The sequence below is a fragment of the [Roseibacterium] beibuensis genome (assembly GCF_039542305.1).
In the GTDB taxonomy this organism is placed as follows: Bacteria; Pseudomonadota; Alphaproteobacteria; order Rhodobacterales; family Rhodobacteraceae; genus Roseibacterium; species Roseibacterium beibuensis.
Map to the genome: position 1 here is coordinate 158,393 of NZ_BAABHW010000007.1, position 18,680 is coordinate 177,072.

21 protein-coding genes, 4 tRNA genes and 1 pseudogene are annotated in these 18,680 nt (G+C 64.3%); 7 read left to right on the forward strand and 19 right to left on the reverse strand.

Features of this window, described 5'->3' with window-relative positions; genetic code table 11:
* Positions 1 to 26: 26 nt before the first annotated feature.
* Complete coding sequence (gene hisI / locus ABD923_RS18195; protein ID WP_259554079.1) at positions 27 to 398, reverse strand: phosphoribosyl-AMP cyclohydrolase; 372 nt, start codon at positions 396 to 398, stop codon at positions 27 to 29.
* 69 nt (positions 399 to 467) lie between these two features.
* Between hisI and ABD923_RS18200 the strand changes: the two genes are divergently transcribed.
* Positions 468 to 923: an iron-sulfur cluster assembly scaffold protein gene (locus ABD923_RS18200; RefSeq protein ID WP_259554078.1), complete on the forward strand. Its 456-nt coding sequence runs from the start codon at positions 468 to 470 to the stop codon at positions 921 to 923.
* 412 nt (positions 924 to 1,335) lie between these two features.
* On the opposite strand, the gene recG is transcribed toward ABD923_RS18200, so the two are convergent.
* The 4 genes from recG to sciP all read right to left on the reverse strand — a co-directional run bounded on the left by recG (position 1,336) and on the right by sciP (position 7,026).
* Positions 1,336 to 3,444 carry an ATP-dependent DNA helicase RecG gene (recG, locus tag ABD923_RS18205; RefSeq protein ID WP_259554077.1) on the reverse strand — a complete coding sequence of 703 codons (2,109 nt, stop codon included), beginning with the start codon at positions 3,442 to 3,444 and terminating at the stop codon, positions 1,336 to 1,338.
* Positions 3,437 to 5,701, reverse strand: a complete 2,265-nt coding sequence (gene ligA / locus ABD923_RS18210; protein ID WP_259554242.1) for an NAD-dependent DNA ligase LigA — start codon at positions 5,699 to 5,701, stop codon at positions 3,437 to 3,439. The genes recG and ligA overlap by 8 nt, the downstream gene beginning before the upstream one ends.
* 216 nt (positions 5,702 to 5,917) lie before the next feature.
* The gene (ctrA, locus tag ABD923_RS18215) at positions 5,918 to 6,628 is read right to left on the reverse strand and encodes a response regulator transcription factor CtrA (RefSeq protein ID WP_222187128.1); all 711 of its coding nucleotides are present in this window, start codon (positions 6,626 to 6,628) and stop codon (positions 5,918 to 5,920) included.
* Positions 6,629 to 6,747: 119 nt separating this feature from the next.
* Complete coding sequence (gene sciP / locus ABD923_RS18220; RefSeq protein WP_259554076.1) at positions 6,748 to 7,026, reverse strand: CtrA inhibitor SciP; 279 nt, start codon at positions 7,024 to 7,026, stop codon at positions 6,748 to 6,750.
* A gap of 143 nt (positions 7,027 to 7,169) precedes the next feature.
* Between sciP and mnmA the strand changes: the two genes are divergently transcribed.
* Complete coding sequence (gene mnmA / locus ABD923_RS18225) at positions 7,170 to 8,330, forward strand: tRNA 2-thiouridine(34) synthase MnmA (protein ID WP_259554075.1); 1,161 nt, start codon at positions 7,170 to 7,172, stop codon at positions 8,328 to 8,330.
* 224 nt (positions 8,331 to 8,554) lie between these two features.
* Here mnmA and ABD923_RS18230 read toward each other — a convergent pair.
* The 12 genes from ABD923_RS18230 to ABD923_RS18285 form a co-directional block, all read right to left on the reverse strand.
* Positions 8,555 to 8,631, reverse strand: a tRNA-Asp gene (locus tag ABD923_RS18230).
* Between the two features lie 12 nt (positions 8,632 to 8,643).
* Positions 8,644 to 9,294 carry a lysoplasmalogenase gene (locus ABD923_RS18235; protein WP_259554074.1) on the reverse strand — a complete coding sequence of 217 codons (651 nt, stop codon included), beginning with the start codon at positions 9,292 to 9,294 and terminating at the stop codon, positions 8,644 to 8,646.
* Positions 9,295 to 9,400: 106 nt separating this feature from the next.
* Positions 9,401 to 9,477, reverse strand: a tRNA-Asp gene (locus ABD923_RS18240).
* Between the two features lie 108 nt (positions 9,478 to 9,585).
* A complete protein-coding gene (locus ABD923_RS18245) occupies positions 9,586 to 10,563 on the reverse strand; it encodes a DMT family transporter (protein WP_259554073.1) in 978 nt (325 codons plus the stop codon).
* A gap of 22 nt (positions 10,564 to 10,585) precedes the next feature.
* Positions 10,586 to 11,395, reverse strand: a complete 810-nt coding sequence (locus tag ABD923_RS18250; RefSeq protein ID WP_259554072.1) for a hypothetical protein — start codon at positions 11,393 to 11,395, stop codon at positions 10,586 to 10,588.
* A gap of 59 nt (positions 11,396 to 11,454) precedes the next feature.
* Positions 11,455 to 12,393, reverse strand: coding sequence for a pirin family protein (locus ABD923_RS18255; protein WP_259554071.1), 939 nt, complete (start codon positions 12,391 to 12,393; stop codon positions 11,455 to 11,457).
* 153 nt (positions 12,394 to 12,546) lie between these two features.
* The gene (locus tag ABD923_RS18260) at positions 12,547 to 12,942 is read right to left on the reverse strand and encodes a DUF4870 family protein (protein ID WP_259554070.1); all 396 of its coding nucleotides are present in this window, start codon (positions 12,940 to 12,942) and stop codon (positions 12,547 to 12,549) included.
* Between the two features lie 171 nt (positions 12,943 to 13,113).
* Positions 13,114 to 13,189 (reverse strand) — tRNA-Val (locus ABD923_RS18265).
* A gap of 43 nt (positions 13,190 to 13,232) precedes the next feature.
* Complete coding sequence (locus ABD923_RS18270) at positions 13,233 to 13,823, reverse strand: histidine phosphatase family protein (RefSeq protein WP_259554069.1); 591 nt, start codon at positions 13,821 to 13,823, stop codon at positions 13,233 to 13,235.
* Positions 13,824 to 13,899: 76 nt separating this feature from the next.
* Positions 13,900 to 13,974, reverse strand: a tRNA-Val gene (locus ABD923_RS18275).
* Positions 13,975 to 14,067: 93 nt separating this feature from the next.
* On the reverse strand, positions 14,068 to 14,592 hold the full coding sequence (locus tag ABD923_RS18280; RefSeq protein ID WP_259554068.1) for an HU family DNA-binding protein: 525 nt from the start codon (positions 14,590 to 14,592) through the stop codon (positions 14,068 to 14,070).
* Positions 14,593 to 14,701: 109 nt separating this feature from the next.
* Entirely contained in the window at positions 14,702 to 15,499 is a 798-nt protein-coding gene (locus tag ABD923_RS18285) for a polysaccharide deacetylase family protein (protein ID WP_259554067.1), read from the reverse strand.
* Positions 15,500 to 15,788: 289 nt separating this feature from the next.
* On the opposite strand from ABD923_RS18285, the gene ABD923_RS18290 reads away from it, so the two are divergent.
* From ABD923_RS18290 to ABD923_RS18305, 4 genes are all read left to right on the forward strand, one after another.
* Entirely contained in the window at positions 15,789 to 16,220 is a 432-nt protein-coding gene (locus ABD923_RS18290; RefSeq protein WP_259554066.1) for a tail fiber domain-containing protein, read from the forward strand.
* 204 nt (positions 16,221 to 16,424) lie between these two features.
* A complete protein-coding gene (locus ABD923_RS18295; RefSeq protein WP_259554065.1) occupies positions 16,425 to 16,646 on the forward strand; it encodes a hypothetical protein in 222 nt (73 codons plus the stop codon).
* 38 nt (positions 16,647 to 16,684) lie between these two features.
* Positions 16,685 to 16,903, forward strand: coding sequence for a hypothetical protein (locus ABD923_RS18300; RefSeq protein ID WP_222187114.1), 219 nt, complete (start codon positions 16,685 to 16,687; stop codon positions 16,901 to 16,903).
* A gap of 150 nt (positions 16,904 to 17,053) precedes the next feature.
* A complete protein-coding gene (locus ABD923_RS18305) occupies positions 17,054 to 17,311 on the forward strand; it encodes a hypothetical protein (protein ID WP_345229566.1) in 258 nt (85 codons plus the stop codon).
* 118 nt (positions 17,312 to 17,429) lie between these two features.
* Here the strand turns inward: ABD923_RS18305 and ABD923_RS18310 are convergent, their stop codons facing one another.
* Positions 17,430 to 17,573, reverse strand: a complete 144-nt coding sequence (locus ABD923_RS18310; protein WP_259554063.1) for a hypothetical protein — start codon at positions 17,571 to 17,573, stop codon at positions 17,430 to 17,432.
* A gap of 11 nt (positions 17,574 to 17,584) precedes the next feature.
* Between ABD923_RS18310 and ABD923_RS18315 the strand changes: the two genes are divergently transcribed.
* A complete protein-coding gene (locus ABD923_RS18315) occupies positions 17,585 to 18,370 on the forward strand; it encodes a DUF3800 domain-containing protein (protein WP_259554062.1) in 786 nt (261 codons plus the stop codon).
* Between the two features lie 131 nt (positions 18,371 to 18,501).
* On the opposite strand, the pseudogene ABD923_RS18320 reads toward ABD923_RS18315, so the two are convergent.
* Positions 18,502 to 18,680, reverse strand: a pseudogene (locus ABD923_RS18320) (IS1595 family transposase); the annotation flags it as partial.

Below are 18,680 nucleotides of genomic sequence, written 5' to 3' on the forward strand. Positions count from 1 at the left end.
GCCGCAGGCGACGGGGGCAGAGCCCCCTAGTCCGCCAACGGCTCCATCAGCTCCACTTCGACCCCGTCGCGCACGGCGGTATAGAAACACACCCGCCGGTTGGTGTGACAGGCCGGCCCCTCTTGCCGCACCACGGCCAGAAGGCAGTCGCGGTCGCAATCGATGCGCAGATCGACCAGCTCCTGCACGTGCCCGCTGGTTTCGCCCTTGATCCAAAAGGCCTGTCGCGAGCGACTCCAATAGGTCACACGGCCTGTTTCCAGCGTTTTCGCGACGGCCTCGGCATTCATCCAGGCCATCATCAAGACCTCGCCCGTGCGCTCTTCCTGCGCGATGCAGGGGATCAGGCCATTGGCGTCGTAACGCAGGGTTGATGGGTCGAAACGGGTCTCGGTCATGGCAGGACTCTTTGCAAAAGGCGGCTTGGCCGCTACCTATTGGGAAAGGCAGCGAAAGGCAAAGCGCCCATGTCCGCGAACAGCGACCTGATCGACCTCTACTCGCAGAAGATCCTCGGCCTTGCCGCGGATATCCCCCATCGCGGGCGGCTGGAGGGGGCGCAGGCCACGGTCAAGAAACGGGCCCCGCTCTGCGGGTCGACCGTGACGGTGGACCTCGATCTCGACGCGGATGGCCGCATTGCGCGGTTCGGCCAGGACGTGAAGGCCTGCGCGCTTGGCCAGGCCTCGGCGGCGCTTTTTGGGCGCAATGCGATTGGACGGACACGGCCCGAGGTCGAGGCCGCACGCGATGCCCTCCGCGCGATGCTGAAAGAGGGGGGCGACCCGCCCGGCACCCCGTTCGACGGCTACGAGGTTCTGGCGCCCGCGCGCGACTACAAAAACCGGCATGCCTCGATCATGCTGGCGCTCGAGGCCACCGCCGAGGCTATGGCCGAGGCCGAGCGCGCCGCCTGCGCCTGACCTCCTGACCACCTGACAAAAAAACCGCCGCGCATCCGTTGGGATGGCGGCGGAAGGATGCGTATCCATCGGGCAAGGCGTCGGTTCCGGAGCACGGAAACCAGTGACGAGGCAGGTCATGGGCGCATCAAGGGGACAGGCGATGCGCCGGTGGCCCTGCCCGGACCGCAGGCAGAAACAGGATCTCCTCAGATCAGGCCGGGCAGATGCAGCAGGCCCATCATGAAAACGGCAAGCGCCAAGACACCGGCAGTATCGGCCAGAAGCGTCTCGCGCGATTGGCGCAGGATGGTGGCGATGCGGGTCATTTTGGCGTCCTCCGTTCTCGGGTGTTGATGATTTGTTCTCATATCCGTTCCCATTTGTCGAGAACTTTTTAAGAACATTTGAGAACAAAGCGGCATTTCACCGCTCAGCCGGCCCCGATCAAGGCAACCGCCTTGTCCTGTTCCATCAACCACAGAAGGGTGCGTGCGGCCTGCCCCTGTGGGCTCTCCAGCCCCGGATCGCGGGCCAGCAGGGCCCGTGCCCCGGATTGCGCCAAGGCCATCAGCGCGGTCTGGCTCTCCAGGTCCGCGATGCGGAACCGGGGAACACCGGACTGCGCCGTGCCGATCAGATCGCCCGCACCGCGAATCGCGAGATCTTCCTCGGCGATGCGGAACCCGTCTTCGGTTTCGCGCAGGACCATCAGCCGCCGCTTCGCCGTTTCGCCCAGGGGCGAGCGATACATCAGCAGGCAGGTCGACTCCGCCGCGCCCCGCCCCACGCGGCCCCGCAACTGGTGCAACTGGGCCAGACCGAACATGTCGGCCTGCTCGATCACCATGATCGAGGCATTGGGCACATCGACCCCGACCTCGATCACCGTGGTCGCCACCAGCACCCGCGTTCGCCCCGATTTGAAAGCGGCCATCGCTGCGTCCTTCTCGGCCACCGGCATCCGGCCATGCACCAGCCCGACCGCCCCCTCGCCCAGGGATGCGCGCAGGTGCTTGAACCGCTCTTCGGCCGCCACCGCGTCATAGACCTCGGATTCCTCGACCAGCGGGCAGACCCAATAGGCCTGCCGCCCCTCGGCGATGGCCTCGCGCAGGTGCTGCACCACCTCTTCCATCCGCGCGGTCGAGATCAGCGCGGTCTTGACCGGCGTGCGCCCGGGCGGTTTCTCGTCCAGCACGCTGACATCCATGTCGCCATATTGCGCAAGACTGAGCGTGCGGGGGATCGGCGTTGCCGTCATCACCAGCATGTCCGCCGCCTGCCCCTTGCGGCTGAGCCGGATCCGCTGCGTCACGCCGAACCGATGCTGCTCGTCCACGATGGCAAGGCGCAGGTCGCGGAATTCCACGTCGTCCTGGAACACCGCATGCGTGCCCACCAGCACCTGGATGTCGCCGCACACCAGCGCCGCCAGCTTGGCCTTGCGCTCGGCCCCCTTGTCATTGCCCGTCAGCATCTCGATCACGACGCCCGCCTCTTCGGCAAGCGGCTTGAGGTTCGCGAAGTGCTGCCCCGCAAGGATCGAGGTCGGCGCCATCATCACGCCCTGCCCGCCGGATTCGACCGCGATCAGCAGCGCCATCAGCGCGACCAGCGTCTTGCCGGCCCCCACGTCGCCCTGCAAAAGCCGGCTCATCCGGGTCGGCGCGCCCATGTCGGCCTCGATCTCGGAGATCGCCCGCAACTGCGCGCCGGTCGGCGAAAAAGGCAGCGCCTCCAAAACCTTTGCCCGCAACCGCCCGTCGCCTTGCGTGACGAAGCCCTTTTTCTTGCGCCGCGTCTGGCGGGCCAGCGCCAGCGTCATCTGGTGGGCGAACAACTCGTCGAAGGCCAAGCGCTCCCGCGCCTTGGCCGAGCGGCTCAGATCCTCGGGGCCCTCGGGGTTGTGCGCCTCCAATACCGCGTCGTGCCAGCCGGGCCAGCCCTTCTGCCGCTTCAACTCGGAATCGCACCATTCGGGCAGGTCCGGCACGCGCTTGAGCGCCGAGGCCACGGCCTTCTGCATGCCCTTCTGCGTCACCCCGGCTGTCAGCGGGTAGACAGGCTCGAACGGGGGGATCTCGCCCGCCTCCTCGACCGGCAGGATGTGGTCGGGATGCGCCATCTGCGCCACCCCGTCGAACAGCTCCAGCTTGCCCGAGACGACGCGGCGCTGGCCGCTCGGCAGGATGCGCTGCAGGTAGTCGCCCTTGGCGTGGAAAAAGACCAGCTGGAACGAGGTTTCCGCATCCTCGACCTCGACCCGGTACGGCCCGCGTCCGGCGGGCGGGCGGTGGCGGCCGACCGTGACCTCGACCGTCGCGGCCCCCGGCAGCGCCACCTCGCGGATCGAGGCCCGCCGCGCCCGGTCCACGCCGCCCACGGGCAGCGTCAGGATCAGGTCCTTCGGCGTCTCAACCGCCAGCCCCTTGAAATTCTTCGCCGTTTTCGGGCCGATCCCGTCCAGCGTTTCCAGTCCCGCGAAAAGCGGGAACAGGATCTCGGGGCGTCCCCGGGGCTTTGCCGGTGCGTCAGCCATCGCCGATCAGGGCCAGCCAGCCGTCTTCGTCGATCATCTCGATGCCCAAGTCCTCGGCCTTCTTGGCCTTGGAGCCCGCCCCGGGGCCGGCCACCACGAGATCGGTCTTGGCCGAGACGCTGCCCGACACCTTGGCCCCCAGCGATTCCGCGCGCGCCTTGGCCTCGGCGCGCGTCATCTTCTCAAGGCTGCCGGTGAACACCACGGTCTTGCCCGCCACGGGGCTGCCCTCGGTCGCGCGGGCTTCGGGCGGCTGGATGTCGAGATGGGCGACCAGCCGGTCGATCGAGGCGCGTTCGGCCTCCTGCGCGAAGGTGTCGGTCAGGGACAGGGCAACGGTCGCGCCGATCCCGTCGATGCCCACAAGGTCATCCCAGGCGGCTTTTGCCTCGGGCGGGACCTCGGCCCCTTCCCACGCCTTGCGACGCGCATCGCTGATCTGCGCGCGGCGGCCTTCGGCCTTGGCGGCGGCCTGTTCGGCGGCGACGGCCTCTTCACCCGCGCGATGGGCCGCAGCGGCAGGGATCGCCTGCACCACCGCTGTCTCAAACGCGTCCCACCGACCGAAATGGCGCGCCAAATCGTCGGCGGCCACTTCGCCGACATGGCGGACACCAAGCGCGAAAATAACGCGCTTGAGCGGGATTTTTCTTTTTTCTTCAATTGCATCGAAGAGGTTCTTCGCGCTTTTTTCGCCCCAGCCCTCCCGGTTCTTCAACTGCTGCAGGCCAGAGCCGTAATTGTCTTTCAGTTTAAAGATATCCACGGGCTCTTTCATCCATTCGTCACCGTAGAAGGCCTCGACCTGCTTGGCCCCCAACCCCTCGATGTCGAACGCCGCCCGGCTGACGAAATGTTTCAGCTTTTCAACGGCCTGCGCGGGGCAGATCAAGCCGCCCGTGCAGCGGCGCACGCTGTCGCCCTCCTCTCGGACGGCGTCCGAGCCGCATTCGGGGCAGACAGTCGGGAAGGCAAAGGGAACCGCCTCCCCGGGCCGTTTCGACAAGTCCACGTCCGCCACTTTCGGAATCACGTCGCCCGCGCGATAGACCTGAACCCAATCGCCGACGCGAATGTCCTTGCCGTCGCGGATCGGCTGGCCGCGATTGTCCCGGCCGGCAATGTAATCCTCGTTATGGAGCGTCGCGTTGGACACCACGACGCCGCCCACCGTCACCGGCGTCAGCCGCGCCACCGGGGACAGGGCGCCGGTGCGCCCGACCTGGATGTCGATGGCCTCCAGCCGTGTCCAGGCCAGTTCGGCGGGGAACTTATGCGCGATCGCCCAGCGCGGCGTGGTCGAGCGCATGCCCAGGCGGCGTTGCAGGGACAGGTCGTTCAGTTTGTAGACGACCCCGTCGATATCATAGCCGAGCGTCGCGCGGTCCTGTTCGATAGCGCGGTAATGCGCCAGCATCTCGTCCACGGTTTCACAGGCCCGCGTGCGGTCATTGATGGTGAAGCCGAGCGCCCGAAGCCGCGCGAGCGCCTCGATCTGCGTTTCAGCCAGCGGCTCGGACAGCTCGCCCCAGGAATAGGCGAAAAAGCGCAAGGGCCGTGCGCGCGTGATCCCGGCATCGAGTTGCCTCAGCGATCCCGCCGCGGCGTTGCGCGGGTTGGCGAAGGTCTTTCCGCCCGCCGCCTCCTGCCGCTGGTTCAGCGCCTCGAAATCGGCGTGGCTCATATAGACCTCGCCGCGCACCTCCAGCACGTCGGGCGCGCCGTCGAGATGCTCGGGGATATCGGCGATGGTCCGGGCGTTGGCGGTGACATTCTCGCCCACCGATCCATCGCCCCGCGTGGCCGCCGTCACCAGCGCGCCCTTTTCATAGCGCAGCGACAGGGAAAGACCGTCGATCTTTGGCTCTGCCGTGAAGGACAGGGGCGCGTCCTCCGCAAGACCGAGATAGCGGCGGATGCCGGCCACGAAATCCACAACATCCGCATCGTCAAACGCATTGGCCAGCGAGAGCATGCGTTCGGAATGGGTGACCTTGGCAAAGCCTTCGGACGGGGCGGCGCCAACCTGTTCCGTGGGGCTGTCGGCCCGCTTCAGATGCGGAAAGCGCGCTTCGATCGCGGCGTTTTCGCGTTTCAGCGCGTCGAATTGCGCATCGGACAGGGTCGGCGCATCCTCGGCATAATAGGCGGTATTGGCCGATTGCAGGGCCTCGGCCAGCTCTGCAAGCCGGGCGCGCGCCTCCTCCTCGGTCAGGGTCGCGGCTGCCTTTTCGGCGTCCCGTATCTCCTCGGCCATGTCACCCTCGCGCGGCTGCTCGTCCTGCATTGGTGATAGGTCTCGTTCACGGTCGGGTCCAGCCGGATCAGGGGGATCAGGCCGTTATGCGCCCGCAGATCGGCAGCGTTTCCGCAGCCGGTGCGACGCGAAAGGCGTCACGCTCAGCCGGACGCCCGGCCAAATGCACATGGCACATCCGATCAAGCCCCCTTGCGGATGTGCCAAGATGCGCAGTCAGGCCGTCGCGGCCATGTCGGCCCCGGTCTGCGCCGCCGGATCGCGCAGGACGTAGCCACGCCCCCAGACCGTTTCGATATAGTTGTCGCCGCCCGTGGCCTCGGACAGTTTCTTGCGCAGCTTGCAGATGAAGACGTCGATAATTTTGAGTTCGGGCTCGTCCATGCCGCCATAAAGGTGGTTGAGGAACATCTCCTTCGTCAGGGTGGTGCCCTTGCGCAGGCTCAGCAGTTCCAGCATCTGGTATTCCTTGCCGGTCAGGTGCACCGGCGCGCCGCCCACATCGACCGTCTTGGCATCGAGGTTGACCGAAATCTGCCCGGTATGGATCACCGATTGGGCGTGCCCCTGGCTGCGGCGGATGATGGCGTGGATTCGCGCGACCAGTTCTTCGCGATGGAACGGCTTGGTCAGGTAATCATCGGCGCCGAAGCCGAACCCCTTCAGCTTGTTCTCGGGGTCGTCGAAACCCGAGAGGATCAGGATCGGCGTCGTGATCCGGGCGGTGCGCAATTGCCGCAACACCTCGTGCCCCGTGATATCGGGCAGGTTCAGATCGAGAAGGATGATGTCGTAATCATAAAGCTTCGCAAGATCGACGCCCTCTTCGCCCATGTCGGTCGAATACACGTTCAGATTGGCGTGCTTGAGCATCATCTCGATGCTTCTGGACGTGGTAAGATCGTCTTCAACAAGCAAAACGCGCATCTTCTTTCTCTCCGAATCTCGCCTTGGTCGACACCCACCCTCGGTCCAAATGGTTAATTACAAGTTACCCGTTTCGGCGGGCGCCCCCGCAAAAACCATGCGATTTCACGAGGATCCGGTCATGCGTTGCGAAAACGCTGCACCGAAGTTGCTTTCAAAGCTGCAACACCATGCCGGGCGACGGCATCGCGCCAGCTATCAAGCTCTTCCTCGGAGAGGTCCCAGGTGCGAATCGCCTCCTCCGCCGTGATCAGCCCGCCTTCGACCGCGAGCACCACCACTGCCTTGCGGCTGGCCACCCAACGCCGCGTGTCCGGGGCAGGCAGGTCGGCGCGTGTCAGCACACGACCGTCGGGCAGTGTCACGGCATTGGGTCCCTTGATCCGTCGGATATACATCGGCGCCTCGTCATCATGGTCACTTCGTCGACCGGCACTCTGACGCAGAGTGTTTAATTCGCGGTTAGCGCGCGGCTTGTGAAAAGGGTCGGTTTTCCTATATTCCGCCCATTCGACCTATTTCCCGGAACAGGATGCCTGCCATGGCCCTCGATCGGCCCCACGGACTCAATTCGCTTGGCTTTGCCAAGCCCCCCGCCGACACGCGCGTCGTCGTGGCGATGTCGGGCGGCGTGGATTCCTCGGTCGTGGCCGCGCAACTGGCCGAGGAAGGCTATGACGTCGTGGGCGTCACGCTACAGCTCTACGACCATGGTGCGGCGCTGGCCAAGAAAGGCGCCTGCTGCGCCGGGCGCGACATCCACGATGCGCGTCGCGTGGCCGAGGAGATGGGCTTTCCCCACTATGTCCTCGACTACGAGAACACCTTTCGCGAGGCCGTGATCGACGAGTTCGCCGACAGCTACCTTGCCGGCGCGACGCCCGTGCCCTGTATCCGCTGCAACGAGCGGGTGAAGTTCAAGGACCTGCTGGCCACCGCCAAGGACCTCGACGCCGATTGCATGGCGACGGGCCATTACATCCAGCGCACCATGGGGCCGGAGCGGGCCGAGTTGCACCGCGCCGCCGACATGAACCGCGACCAGTCCTATTTCCTGTTCTCCACCACGCAGGAGCAGCTGGAGTTCCTGCGGTTCCCGCTGGGACATCTGCCCTCCAAGGCCGAGACGCGCGCCTTGGCGGCGAAATACGGGCTGCCGGTGGCCGACAAGCCCGACAGCCAGGACATCTGCTTCGTCCCCAACGGCGATTATGCCAGCGTGATCGAGAAGCTGCGCCCCGGTGCCGCCGATCCGGGCGAGATCGTGGATATGGAAGGCACCGTTCTGGGCGAGCATCGCGGTGTGATCCACTACACGATCGGCCAGCGGCGCGGCCTCGGGATCGGTGGTCTGTCGGACCCGCTTTACGTGGTGAGGCTGGACCCGGACGCGCGGCAGGTCGTGGTCGGCCCGAAAGAGGCGCTGGCCAAACGCACGGTCCCGGTGCGCGAGATCAACTGGCTGGGCGATGCGCCCTTCACCTCGCGCCCGGAATGGGAGGTCGAGGTGCGCATCCGCTCAACCCGCCCGCCCGCGCCCGCCGTGATCCGCCCGATCTCGGAGACCGAGGCCGAGGTGGAACTGGCCACGCCCGAACAGGGGGTCAGCCCCGGGCAGGCCTGCGTGTTCTACGATCCCGACAGCACCCGCGTCTTCGGCGGCGGCTGGATTCACAAGGGGGTAAGCACCGATCCGGCCTGAATAGGCCGGCGCTCGCCCCAGCGGGGCGGGCGAGGTGCGAACGGGCGGAGCCACGGCAAGGCACCGATCCGGCCTGAGCAGGCCGGCGCTCGCCCCGATGGGGCGCGCGAGGTGCGACCGGGCGGAGCCCCCAAGGCACCAATCCGTGGCAACGCGCGCCGACGCGTGCCCCAAAGGGGCAGAAGGAGGCGCGCCCGCCTTCGGTACTTGAGACTTTGGAAAAATGGCGCGGTTGACGGGGCTCGAACCCGCGACCCCCGGCGTGACAGGCCGGTACTCTAACCAACTGAGCTACAACCGCGTGAGGGCCTGATTAGGCAAATCCCGGGGCGGCGTCAATGCCGGAAGCGGCGGTTTTCATCCCCCACAGGATCGCCGCCTGCCCCAGCCAGTACAGCGCCCAGAGGCCACGCGCGAAGAGCGGTTTCCAGCGGCTCTCGGGCGGCAAGAGGAACAGCTCGATGGCCAGCACGATATCCGAGGCGATGAAGGCCAGTGCGCCCGCCGTGATCCAGACGGCCGCGTCCGGCAAGGCGAGCGCCAGCGCCCCAAGCGCAACCGACAGCCCCGCGTAGATCGCGACGGGCAGCCGAAGGTCACCAAGGACCGGCCAGAGCCGCACCAGCAAGACCGCCGACACCGCCGCAAGGACCAGAACGGGCACCACGGGAACCGAACCGGCCAAGGGCCAGAGAACGGCAATGTAGATCGCATGTCCAAGGGCGAACGCCGCCAGACCGGGCAGGAATCCGGACTTCGGATCGCGCGACAGGAAGAAATCGCCGACAGCCCCCAGCCCCAAGGCCATGGCCAGGATCGGCAGCCCATGCCACGCGGCGGCCAGCGCCAGAAGGACGGTGGAGCCGGTCTTGATCGCGGACCTGGCCCAAGACACGGGCCGCAACGTCCAGACCGCGCCATAGGCAAGCGCAAGGGCACCAGCGGGAAGAAGAAAACCGATCATGCGCCTGTCTAGATCAGCGCCCCCGCGAGGGAAAGCGCAGGGTGGCAAAAAGAAAAAACCGGCCCCGAGGAGCCGGCATTTTCGCGCATCGCTGCGAAACGGGTGGTGGCGCGGTTGACGGGGCTCGAACCCGCGACCCCCGGCGTGACAGGCCGGTACTCTAACCAACTGAGCTACAACCGCTCACCCTTCCGCTTCGGGGAGATCCCCTTTGCGTGGGGGGCGTATTAGGCCCCCGCCCGCCCCCCGTCAAGCGCGGTTTTGCGCTTTCCGCCGCCTTTTTCTCGGCGCTCACGGTCGGCGCTGTGGACGGGCGGCAGACAGCGAGCGCGCGCGCTGCCGTTCGCGCGCGAATACGTAAAGCCCCGCCCCCGCGATCAGCGCCGTTCCGGCCAGCATCGGCAGGCTCGGGATCTCGCCGAACACGATCCAGCCCCAGAAGATCGCGATGGGCAGGCCGGTGTATTCGTAGGAGGCCACGGTCGCCGCATCCCCGATCCGGTAGGCCTGGCTAAGCGCGTAGCCGACAACCGCGGACAACACCCCCAGCAAGCCGAATTTCCACCAATCCTCGACCGGCGGCCAGACCCAGGCGCGCAGCAGGAAGACGAGGCTTTCACTCTCCACCCCCTCGGCAAACCGCCCGTCGCCCGCCACCACGAAGAAACAGACGCTGACAAGGATGAAGGTCGCCTGAATATAGACCGCCATGGCCGAGGCCGCCGATTTCGCCCCCAGTTTGCGCGTCAGCACCTGCATGCCAGCGTAGCAGAACGCCGCCGCGACCGGCAGAAGCAGGCTGAGGCGCGGGATGCCGCCCCAATCGACGCCGGGCGCCATCATCACCGCCACGCCCAACAGGCCGATCAGGATCGCCGTCATGCGGTGCTTGCCCACCGTCTCGCCCAGCACCGGGATCGCCAGAAGCGTGATGAACAGCGGCGCGACGAAGAACAGCGCCGTGGCCGCGCCAAGCGGCATCACCGCCAGCGCGGCGAAAAAGGTCATGTTGGCGATGACGATCAACAGCGCGCGAACAAGGTGCAGACCGGGCGTGCCGGTCCGCAGCATCGCAACCCCGCCCTCGTAGCGCAGGATGACCAGCGACACGCAGATCCCGATGGCCGAACGCACGAAGACCATCTGGTGCAGCGGGTAGCCCCCCGACAGCAGCTTGATCAGCATGTCGTTGATCGAGATGAAGAAAACACCCGCCAGGATGAACAGGATGGCGCGGGCATTGTTCGCTGTGTCGTCGCTCGGCGCCATGTGCTCCCCCTGACGTCGCGCGCTAGTCGGCTGCGCCGAGCATCAACTCTTCCAGCCTGAAATGCACAAGCAGCGCCGTGTTCACTTCGCCGGCCGAGCGCTCCAGCGTCTGGTCGCGGTCCCGCCCATCCTCGGACAGGCGCAAGCGCAAGCGCAGGGCCGGTGTGGCCTCGATCATGCGGCGCGCCAGGCTGCGGGTCTCGTCCGGGGTGGCGACGCGGTAGCGCGCCCCCTCGGGCGTCAGGGCGAGGTCATAGGTCGGCCCGTCTGGCAGCACCTCGATCGCCACGCCGCGCGCCTCTTGCGGGGCGTCGAAGAACCGCGCCTGCGACGGCGCGTCGGCAAAGGTCCGCGTTTCGTCGAGATAGATGCCGAACTGCATCAGGTCGCCGTTCGCCGCGATCAGGCGGTCGAACATCACCCCGCTTCCCATGAAAAGGTCGGTGCGGCAGCGGATCGCCCCGTCCGTGTCGCGGCCGCATTCGGTGATCGTGCGCGCCCGCTCGGTCACCCGGTTGAAGCTGAGCGTCTCGACCCCATCGGCCCGGTAGAGGACGTGCAGTTCATGCAGGTCGTCGGCCCCCGGCACACGCTCCAGAACGGTCACGGTCTGCGCCCCGCCCTCGGTCGCTGAACCGCCGCTCAGGATGCAATCGACCCGTCCGCCGAATTGCGGCGGCTCGGCGATCAGGGCGGGCACCGCGCCGCGCAGGTCTTCGCCCTCCACGGCATCGGCGGAAAGAACGCGGTCACAGCTTTCCGCATCGAAGGCGACGGCGGGGGCAGGCAGAAGGACAAGGGCGGCCAGGGCCGCCCATTTCCACGATGTCATGGCGAAATTTCCCGAACAGGCAGACATGCGTCTGCCGCTAGCACGAGACGACGGCGCTGTCACCTTTCGGGCAGGGGAATGAACTCCTCCTGGTCGGTGGGCGGCAATTGGAAGCGGCCGTGCTCCCAATCGCCCCGACGCCACGCTTCTTTCGCCTCGTCGATCCGCTCCTTGGAGGAGGCGACGAAATTCCACCAGATATGGCGTGGCCCCTCCAGCGTTTCGCCGCCCAAGAGCATCACGCGCGCGCCCGCCTCTCCGGCGGTCAACGACACGCGGTCGCCGGGGCGGAACACCATCATCTGCCCCTTGTCGAAGCGCTCACCCGCGATCTCGACCGAGCCATCCATGACGTAGACGCCGCGATCCTCGTGATCGTCGGGCATCGGCAGTTTCGCACCCGCCTCCAGCGAGGCGTCGGCGTAGAACATCTCGGATGGGGTCGAGACGGGGGCCTTGGACCCAAAGGCCGTCCCGAGGATCAGGCGGACACGCTTGCCCTCCCCCTCCAGCAGCGGCAGCTCCCCCTTGGCGGCATGGACGAAATCCGGTGCGCCATCCTCGGCCCCTTTCGGCAAGGCGATCCAGGTCTGAATGCCCGACAGCTTGTAGGGCGCGCGCAGCATCTCGCCGTCGATCCGCTCGGAATGGGTGATGCCGTGGCCTGCTGTCATCAGGTTCACCGCGCCGGGTTCGATCCACTGGTCGGTGCCCAGGCTGTCGCGGTGATGGAATTTGCCCTCGAACAGGTAGGTGACGGTGGCGAGGCCGATATGGGGGTGCGGACGGATATCCACCCCCTGCCCCGTGATGAATTCGGCTGGCCCCATCTGGTCGAAGAAGATGAAAGGGCCGACCATCTGGCGTTTCGGCGCCGGGAGCGCGCGGCGCACCTCGAAATCCCCGAGGTCTCGGGCGCGGGGAACGATCACGGTTTCAATGGCATCGACATCGCCCCCGGTGGGGCAATGCGGGTCGAGGGCGGGGTTCCAGCTCATGGCAGAGGCTCCAGCTTGGTCGTTGCGGGTCCCGACTAAGCTAGGGCGTTAGGCTATCCAGTCCTATTCGATGCAATCACACCGATTTTGTGCGCAGTCGCACATTTTGAAGGTTGGCGAGCTAGAGGAATTGCGCTGGCGCACATTAAGCGCCTAAACCGCTTTCATCCCCCAAACCTCCACCGACCGGATCGGTTGACGGTTCTGCGCCAGTTGCAGGCCGGTTACGATGCGGATGCCTGTCCAGACAAGCCAGAACAGGAAGACGAGGAAACCCACCAGCACGAAGGTCAGCACGAAGCCGATCACCATCATCAAGACACCCCACCAGAAGGTGCGGATCTGGAAGGTCAGGTGGCTGTCCAATTCGGGTGATTTGCCCCGCTCGATATAGGCATAGATCAGCCCGCCAAGGGCTGCGAAGGGCACGACGAACCCCACGATGTAGGTGATGTAGATGATGAAAGCCGGCTCCAGCGGGTTGGGCGGGGGCGCTTGGTAGGGCTGGCCCTGGTTGTACTGGGGCGGCGGCGGCGGTGTGTCCTGCATGAAAAGCGTCCTTTTCGAAACCCCACCGATGCTGTCGCTCGCGCCCCCTAGCGTCAAGAACCCATGCGCCGGCCCCTGTAACGCCGAGTCTGGGCGTGCGTCCGATCGGGGCGCAGGTCGCCCAAACCTGGTGAAACCGCTGGGAGTGCGCGGTGGTCGTGTTGGTAAATATGGTGGGTGGTGAGGGGCTCGAACCCCCGACATCTTCGGTGTAAACGAAGCGCTCTACCAACTGAGCTAACCACCCGCCGGGGCGCCTCATAGCCCGGTCCGGGGCGTGGGAGCAAGCCTCAATCGGCGTCCGACGCGGCCCCGAGCAACCGGGCCGTTCCGTGTTCCACGACATGCACCACGCCCTGCCCACCCGGCATGCTCGACAGGTCTTCGGGCGGCAGGCCAAGGGCGAGGCAGCGCAACACCCGCGACGTGATCCCATGGGTCACAAGGACGGTGGGGCCGTGAAGGGAGGCAAGCAGCGATTGGCACCGCGCCGCCATCTGGGCCAGACGCTCGCCGCGCGGGGCTGTGAACTTCCACATGTGCGGGTCCGTGGCCGCAGCAATCTCGGGGTGGTCGGCGCGGATTTCAGACAGGACACGCCCGGCCCAATCCCCAAGGTCGATTTCCAGCAGGCGGGCATCCTGCGTGATGGGGTGATCCGGCAACGCGATCTCGGCCGTGCGCAGCGCCCTTGGCGACGGGCTGGACATCACTGTCACATGCCCGGCGGGCAACAACAGTTCAGAGAGGATCTCCCGCTGTTCGCGCGCCTGCGCCCTGCCCCTTTCGGTCAACGGGCTGTCGAGGTGGCCCTGCAACCGCTCGGCGCGGTTCCACTCGGTTTCCCCGTGGCGCAGGATGTAGAGGGGCGGAAAAGCCATGCGAGCAACCTCGTCTTTCGCCGGGCCGGACCGCAAGGGTCGATCACCGCCGATCGAAATTCACGGAGAAGGGAAATGGTGGGTGATGAGAGATTTGAACTCCCGACATCTTCGATGTGAACGAAGCGCTCTACCACTGAGCTAATCACCCGCCGGATGCGCGGTATTTAGACCCAAGCCCAAGGCTCTGCAAGAGGGGTTTGCCCCATTTTCGAGCCCTCCGACCGAAGCCGGCGCGCCCGGTTCAGTCGCTGTCTTTCGCGGGCTTGTCCACGGTGGTGCCGGACGCGCCATCGGCTCCGCCAGTGGCACGCTTGAGCTTGAGCGTCAGCATGTGGCCGCCTGGCTTTTCCATCCGCTTCTTGACCATCAGCTTGCCGAGCGGCGGCACCGCCACCTCTTCATGGGTGTCGAGCAGCTTGCCCATCTCGTCCAGCATCAGGTCCATCACCAGCTTGACCTCAGATCGCTTCAACGCGCTGCGCGATGCGATGGCGTCCAGCAGGTCGGGACGCTTGGCGCGATCCGCACTGTCGTTGTCGCCCTGCGCCGGGGTCTCGGGCGCGGCCGTGTTCTTTGTCGCGCTCTCCACCGCGCGCAACGGTGCCGGAGCGGGCGCCGTCCTGGGAGTGGGCGAAGTCTTCTTTTCCTTGGTGCTTTTGTCTGAGGACGTCGGAGTGGCCGCCTTTGCCGTGGTCGTGCGGCTGCGCGACCGCCCGGCGGGCGTCGATTTGCGCTTGCGGCTGCTGGTGGTGGATTTCGTCGTCATGGCTCTGCTCTCCCCGTCCCCAATACTCTGCAATCTGGGATTATTGTTTACAATCAGTGGACAGTGTACCGCAACGGCCGCCCCCTTTCCAGTGGACGCGCCGGTTTAATCAGCTGCGCGGGCTGCGTGCGGCGATGCGGATGCGGCGCTGGTCCCAGCGCGGCCAGCCGATGAGTTCCGACACCGTCAGGAAACGGAAGCCCCGCGCCGAGAGGCCGTCGATGGTCGAGGGCATCGCGCGCACGGTCGGACCGTGGATGTCATGGGCCAGCACCACCGCGCCCGGATGGGCGGACCCGACGATCCGCTGGCGGACGACCGAACTGCCCGGGCGCCGCCAATCCTGCGGGTCGACGGACCAGAGCACCGTCGGCATGTTGCGCTCGGCGTAAAGCATCAGGCGCTGACGGTCGTAGAAATTGCCGTAAGGCGGTCGCATGGTGACCGGCGGGCGGCCAACGGCGTCCTGGATGGCAAGGCTGGTGCGGTCGATCTCGTTCAGGACACCGGCGTCGGAACGGCCATAGAGACTGGGATGCGACCAGGTATGGTTCCCGATCTCGTGCCCCTCTGCGGCCACGCGGGCGACAAGCTGCGGATACCGCGCGACGTTGCGCCCGATCATGTAGAAGGTGGCGCGCACGTTGGCGGCGCGCAGAATATCGAGGAGTTGCGGCGTCAGGCGCGGATGGGGGCCGTCATCGAACGTCAGCGCGACCACGGGCTGGCGGGTATTCACACGCTGCACCGTGACGTCGGCCCCGCGTGTGACGGGCCCGTTCCCGGTGAAGCTTGCCGGAATGGCCTGCGCTTCGGCCCGCCCGATCACGGCAGGACAGGCCAGAACCGCGCCGAGCCCCAGCAGGGCCCTGCGTCGGTCGGTAAGCTGGCCTGAAAACTTCGGCATGCCGCAAATCCCAAAAGAGAAACTTTGAAGCACAATGGTTAATGCCTGCGAATCGACTCAAGCCTCGCGGCCAAGTCCGTCCGCTTCCATCCAAAACCGTGCCTTGCAAGACACGCAATCAGGCCATGTAGCGGCAACAAAACGGCAACACCCGGCAAATAGCGCCGTCATGCCCTCTTGCGGCGGGTCTTCGCGCCCAACAAGCTTCTCGCATCGTCTTCAGGCCGCTTGAACCCTGCGCCCACTTGCCGGACCGGGACAGCGGCCAATCATTCGGAGGGTTCGCTTCATGCCTCGTCTCTTGACCGCCACCGCCCTGAGCCTGACGCTCGCCACCTCGACCGCATTCGCCGGGGGCACTGCCCCGCAACCCGCGATGCCGCCCGCGGTCATCGTCGAGGATACGGCCGACAGCTCGCACCAGATCCTCGTTCCGATTTTTGCCGTGCTCCTGATCGCTGCTGCGCTGCATTCGGGCGGGGGAAACCCGGGCCTGCAACCCAGCGACGCGCGCCTGAAGCGCGACATCACACCTGTCGGAACCGCCGGGAACGGCCTGACGCTTTACCAGTACCGCTATGTCTGGTCCGACGAGGTGCACACCGGCGTCTTGGCGCAGGAGGTGCTTGCCCACACGCCCGAGGCGGTGGTGGACCTGCCTTACGGCTACATGGCGGTGAACTACGAGAGGCTGGGGCTTGTCCCGCCGGTCGCGGATTGATCGCAGGGCGAAGTGTAGGATTCCGGTCACAGGGGCTGGGCAAAAACGCAACAAAGCGGTGTGTGGGAATGGCTTTGTAGTAAGAATCGCCTTTTTTCTATGTGCGAGCGGCTGGGGGAGTTGCTCAGGTTGCCCAGCTATTTCACTGCGCACCTCCTCCGGACGAAATTTGAAGGCCTTAGGCCCGACATGAGAGGGGATGTCATGAAGAAATTGCTCGCCACCGTCGCAATTGCGGCGACACTCGCCACCGGCACAGTTGCCCAGGCCGAAGCGCCGGAACTGGTGCCGCAGATGTCGACCCAGACGATCTACGATGATGTCGAAACCCGCACCCATCACCTTATCGTGCCGATCCTGGCGATGATCCTGTTTATCTTCGCAGCATCCGGCAGCACCGGTAATGTATACATCGACGGTTTCTAATTTTCTCGGATGCAAGCCGTATTGAAAGGGTCTGAACCATGAAGAAATTGCTCGCCACCGTCGCAGTCGCTGCGACACTCACCACGGGCACCGTTGCCCAGGCCGAAGCGCCGGAACTGGTGCCGCAGATGTCGACCCAGACGATCTACGATGATGTCGAAACCCGCACCCATCACCTTATCGTGCCGATCCTGGCGATGATCCTGTTTATCTTCGCTGCATCCGGCAGCACCGGTAATGGATATATGCCGCAATAGGCTTGGGGGCTGGCGTCGCTCTAGCGACCGGACCAAGCTTCTGATGGTGTAAGGAAAAACCCCCGCCGGACCGATCCGGCGGGGGTTTTCTTTTGGCGATTGTATATTTGACAAACCCGGACCGCTGACGCAGCCTTACGGCGTAGTTAGTTGGGGGATTCGACGATGATTGGAGTAACTTTCAACATTCACTATGACGCCACCTACAGTGAACGCTATGATGATCTGCACAAAGCGCTTGAACGATTTGGCATTGAAGAAGCGCGCACCACGTCGTGCCTGTTTCTCAACACAGATGACGCGCGCGCGGTGGAAACTGCGCTATATGGAGCGCTAGACTACAGGAAGGATAAGGCGGTAGTTTTCACTACCTACCAACACACCTTCAAGTATTTCGGCCCCACATGAAATTTTGGTCAACCTGAACCGGGACGCCAAATACGCGGTAGGCGATCCACAAGGTTGCTTTGATGCGAAAACTCTTCATGGTATCATGATACCTCACCAATCGCGGTATCTCAATACCTCATTCTTCCTCGGATTTGTCGCCCGGCTTCTGCTTCGCCAGCCGCTTTAGCTTCTCGTCAAACCGTTCTTCGTCGTCGTCCGTCTCTAGCTGACGGGCGGCTTCCTTGAACTTGTCGAGTTGACTCTTTTTCGCGTCAGTCATGTTATACCCTTATGGCTCACTACCGCATGTACATAGACGATATACGAGACGTCGAGAACGCCGCAACAAACGATCCGAAGCGACGGTTTGCAAGCATCACTGGCGTCGTGATTGAGAAGGAATATTACACCTCTCAACTCTCGCCTCGCTTTGCCGCCATGAAGGAAGCGCATTTCGGCCTAACGCGGAAGTCCAGGCCCCCAATACTCCACCGACATGATGTGATGGCGAAGAAGGGCTGTTTTTCGTGCCTAGAAGATCCCGAGCGCGAAAAAGCATGGAATGCGCATTGTTTGCGCCTCTACAGGCAAGCTGATTATCGTGTGATCACAGCGAGCGTGGATAAGATTGGGTTCTACTTCAAGTATCCCAAATGGAATGACGACATATATTTCCTGCTGGTTAAGACACTTCTTGAGCGTTATTTTTTCCTCCTTCAGTCCGAAGGCGCTACGGGAGATGTTCTTGCCGAACAAAGGGGCAAGAGTGATAAACGTTTAAAGTTAAAGTTCAGAGAAACGCTTGATAACGGAACCGGCTTTATTTCGGCAAAAGACTTGAATAAACACATTACATCAAAGGAAATAAAGGTCAAACCAGAGAGCGATGATATAGCTGGGCTCCAATTGGCTGACCTCTTGGCGGCGACCAGCTTTTCCCATTGCCACAAGATTTACGCAAAAGGTCGCGGGCCTCTCGGGTTCTCAAGTGAAGTCGCAGATATTCTTGAGACGGAAAAGTATCATAGAGACAATCGGGGAAATCCGAACAAATATGGGCGCGTATGGAGGCCATGAATTGAAAACGGCCCCTGTCACCAAGGGCCGCTGGGAAACATGAATCCCTACCTCCAGCATCAGACTGGATTACTCAACATATATGATGATGTTGCGATTCTGTCAAGAGAATCAGTCACTTCCCACTTAAGTCACTGATTAGGCTGATGATAAGTCAGCCGCTTTCCGACTGCCCCAGATAGAGCGATCTCGCCCCGCTCCGCATCCTCAACACCGTTCGCAGAGCGGTTGTTGTATCGGAACTCGAACTCAGCCGCGTAGCGGTGCAGGTGCTTCTTCGCGCAGTGCTGGTAGACGCCCTTCATGCCGC

Excerpts from the sequence above, each read along its gene's own strand:
- ABD923_RS18295 (WP_259554065.1), top strand. The coding sequence starts at position 16,425 with ATGAAGAAATTGCTCGCCACCGTCGCAATTGCGGCGACACTCGCCACC.
- ctrA (WP_222187128.1), bottom strand. The coding sequence starts at position 6,628 with ATGCGCGTTTTGCTTGTTGAAGACGATCTTACCACGTCCAGAAGCATC.
- ABD923_RS18260 (WP_259554070.1), bottom strand. The coding sequence starts at position 12,942 with ATGCAGGACACACCGCCGCCGCCGCCCCAGTACAACCAGGGCCAGCCC.
- ABD923_RS18250 (WP_259554072.1), bottom strand. The coding sequence starts at position 11,395 with ATGACATCGTGGAAATGGGCGGCCCTGGCCGCCCTTGTCCTTCTGCCT.
- ABD923_RS18290 (WP_259554066.1), top strand. The coding sequence starts at position 15,789 with ATGCCTCGTCTCTTGACCGCCACCGCCCTGAGCCTGACGCTCGCCACC.
- recG (WP_259554077.1), bottom strand. The coding sequence starts at position 3,444 with ATGGCTGACGCACCGGCAAAGCCCCGGGGACGCCCCGAGATCCTGTTC.
- mnmA (WP_259554075.1), top strand. The coding sequence starts at position 7,170 with ATGGCCCTCGATCGGCCCCACGGACTCAATTCGCTTGGCTTTGCCAAG.
- ABD923_RS18310 (WP_259554063.1), bottom strand. The coding sequence starts at position 17,573 with ATGACTGACGCGAAAAAGAGTCAACTCGACAAGTTCAAGGAAGCCGCC.
- ligA (WP_259554242.1), bottom strand. The coding sequence starts at position 5,701 with ATGGCCGAGGAGATACGGGACGCCGAAAAGGCAGCCGCGACCCTGACC.
- ABD923_RS18255 (WP_259554071.1), bottom strand. The coding sequence starts at position 12,393 with ATGAGCTGGAACCCCGCCCTCGACCCGCATTGCCCCACCGGGGGCGAT.
- ABD923_RS18300 (WP_222187114.1), top strand. The coding sequence starts at position 16,685 with ATGAAGAAATTGCTCGCCACCGTCGCAGTCGCTGCGACACTCACCACG.
- ABD923_RS18235 (WP_259554074.1), bottom strand. The coding sequence starts at position 9,294 with ATGATCGGTTTTCTTCTTCCCGCTGGTGCCCTTGCGCTTGCCTATGGC.
- ABD923_RS18280 (WP_259554068.1), bottom strand. The coding sequence starts at position 14,592 with ATGACGACGAAATCCACCACCAGCAGCCGCAAGCGCAAATCGACGCCC.
- sciP (WP_259554076.1), bottom strand. The coding sequence starts at position 7,026 with ATGTATATCCGACGGATCAAGGGACCCAATGCCGTGACACTGCCCGAC.
- ABD923_RS18245 (WP_259554073.1), bottom strand. The coding sequence starts at position 10,563 with ATGGCGCCGAGCGACGACACAGCGAACAATGCCCGCGCCATCCTGTTC.
- hisI (WP_259554079.1), bottom strand. The coding sequence starts at position 398 with ATGACCGAGACCCGTTTCGACCCATCAACCCTGCGTTACGACGCCAAT.
- ABD923_RS18315 (WP_259554062.1), top strand. The coding sequence starts at position 17,585 with ATGGCTCACTACCGCATGTACATAGACGATATACGAGACGTCGAGAAC.
- ABD923_RS18285 (WP_259554067.1), bottom strand. The coding sequence starts at position 15,499 with ATGCCGAAGTTTTCAGGCCAGCTTACCGACCGACGCAGGGCCCTGCTG.
- ABD923_RS18270 (WP_259554069.1), bottom strand. The coding sequence starts at position 13,823 with ATGGCTTTTCCGCCCCTCTACATCCTGCGCCACGGGGAAACCGAGTGG.
- ABD923_RS18200 (WP_259554078.1), top strand. The coding sequence starts at position 468 with ATGTCCGCGAACAGCGACCTGATCGACCTCTACTCGCAGAAGATCCTC.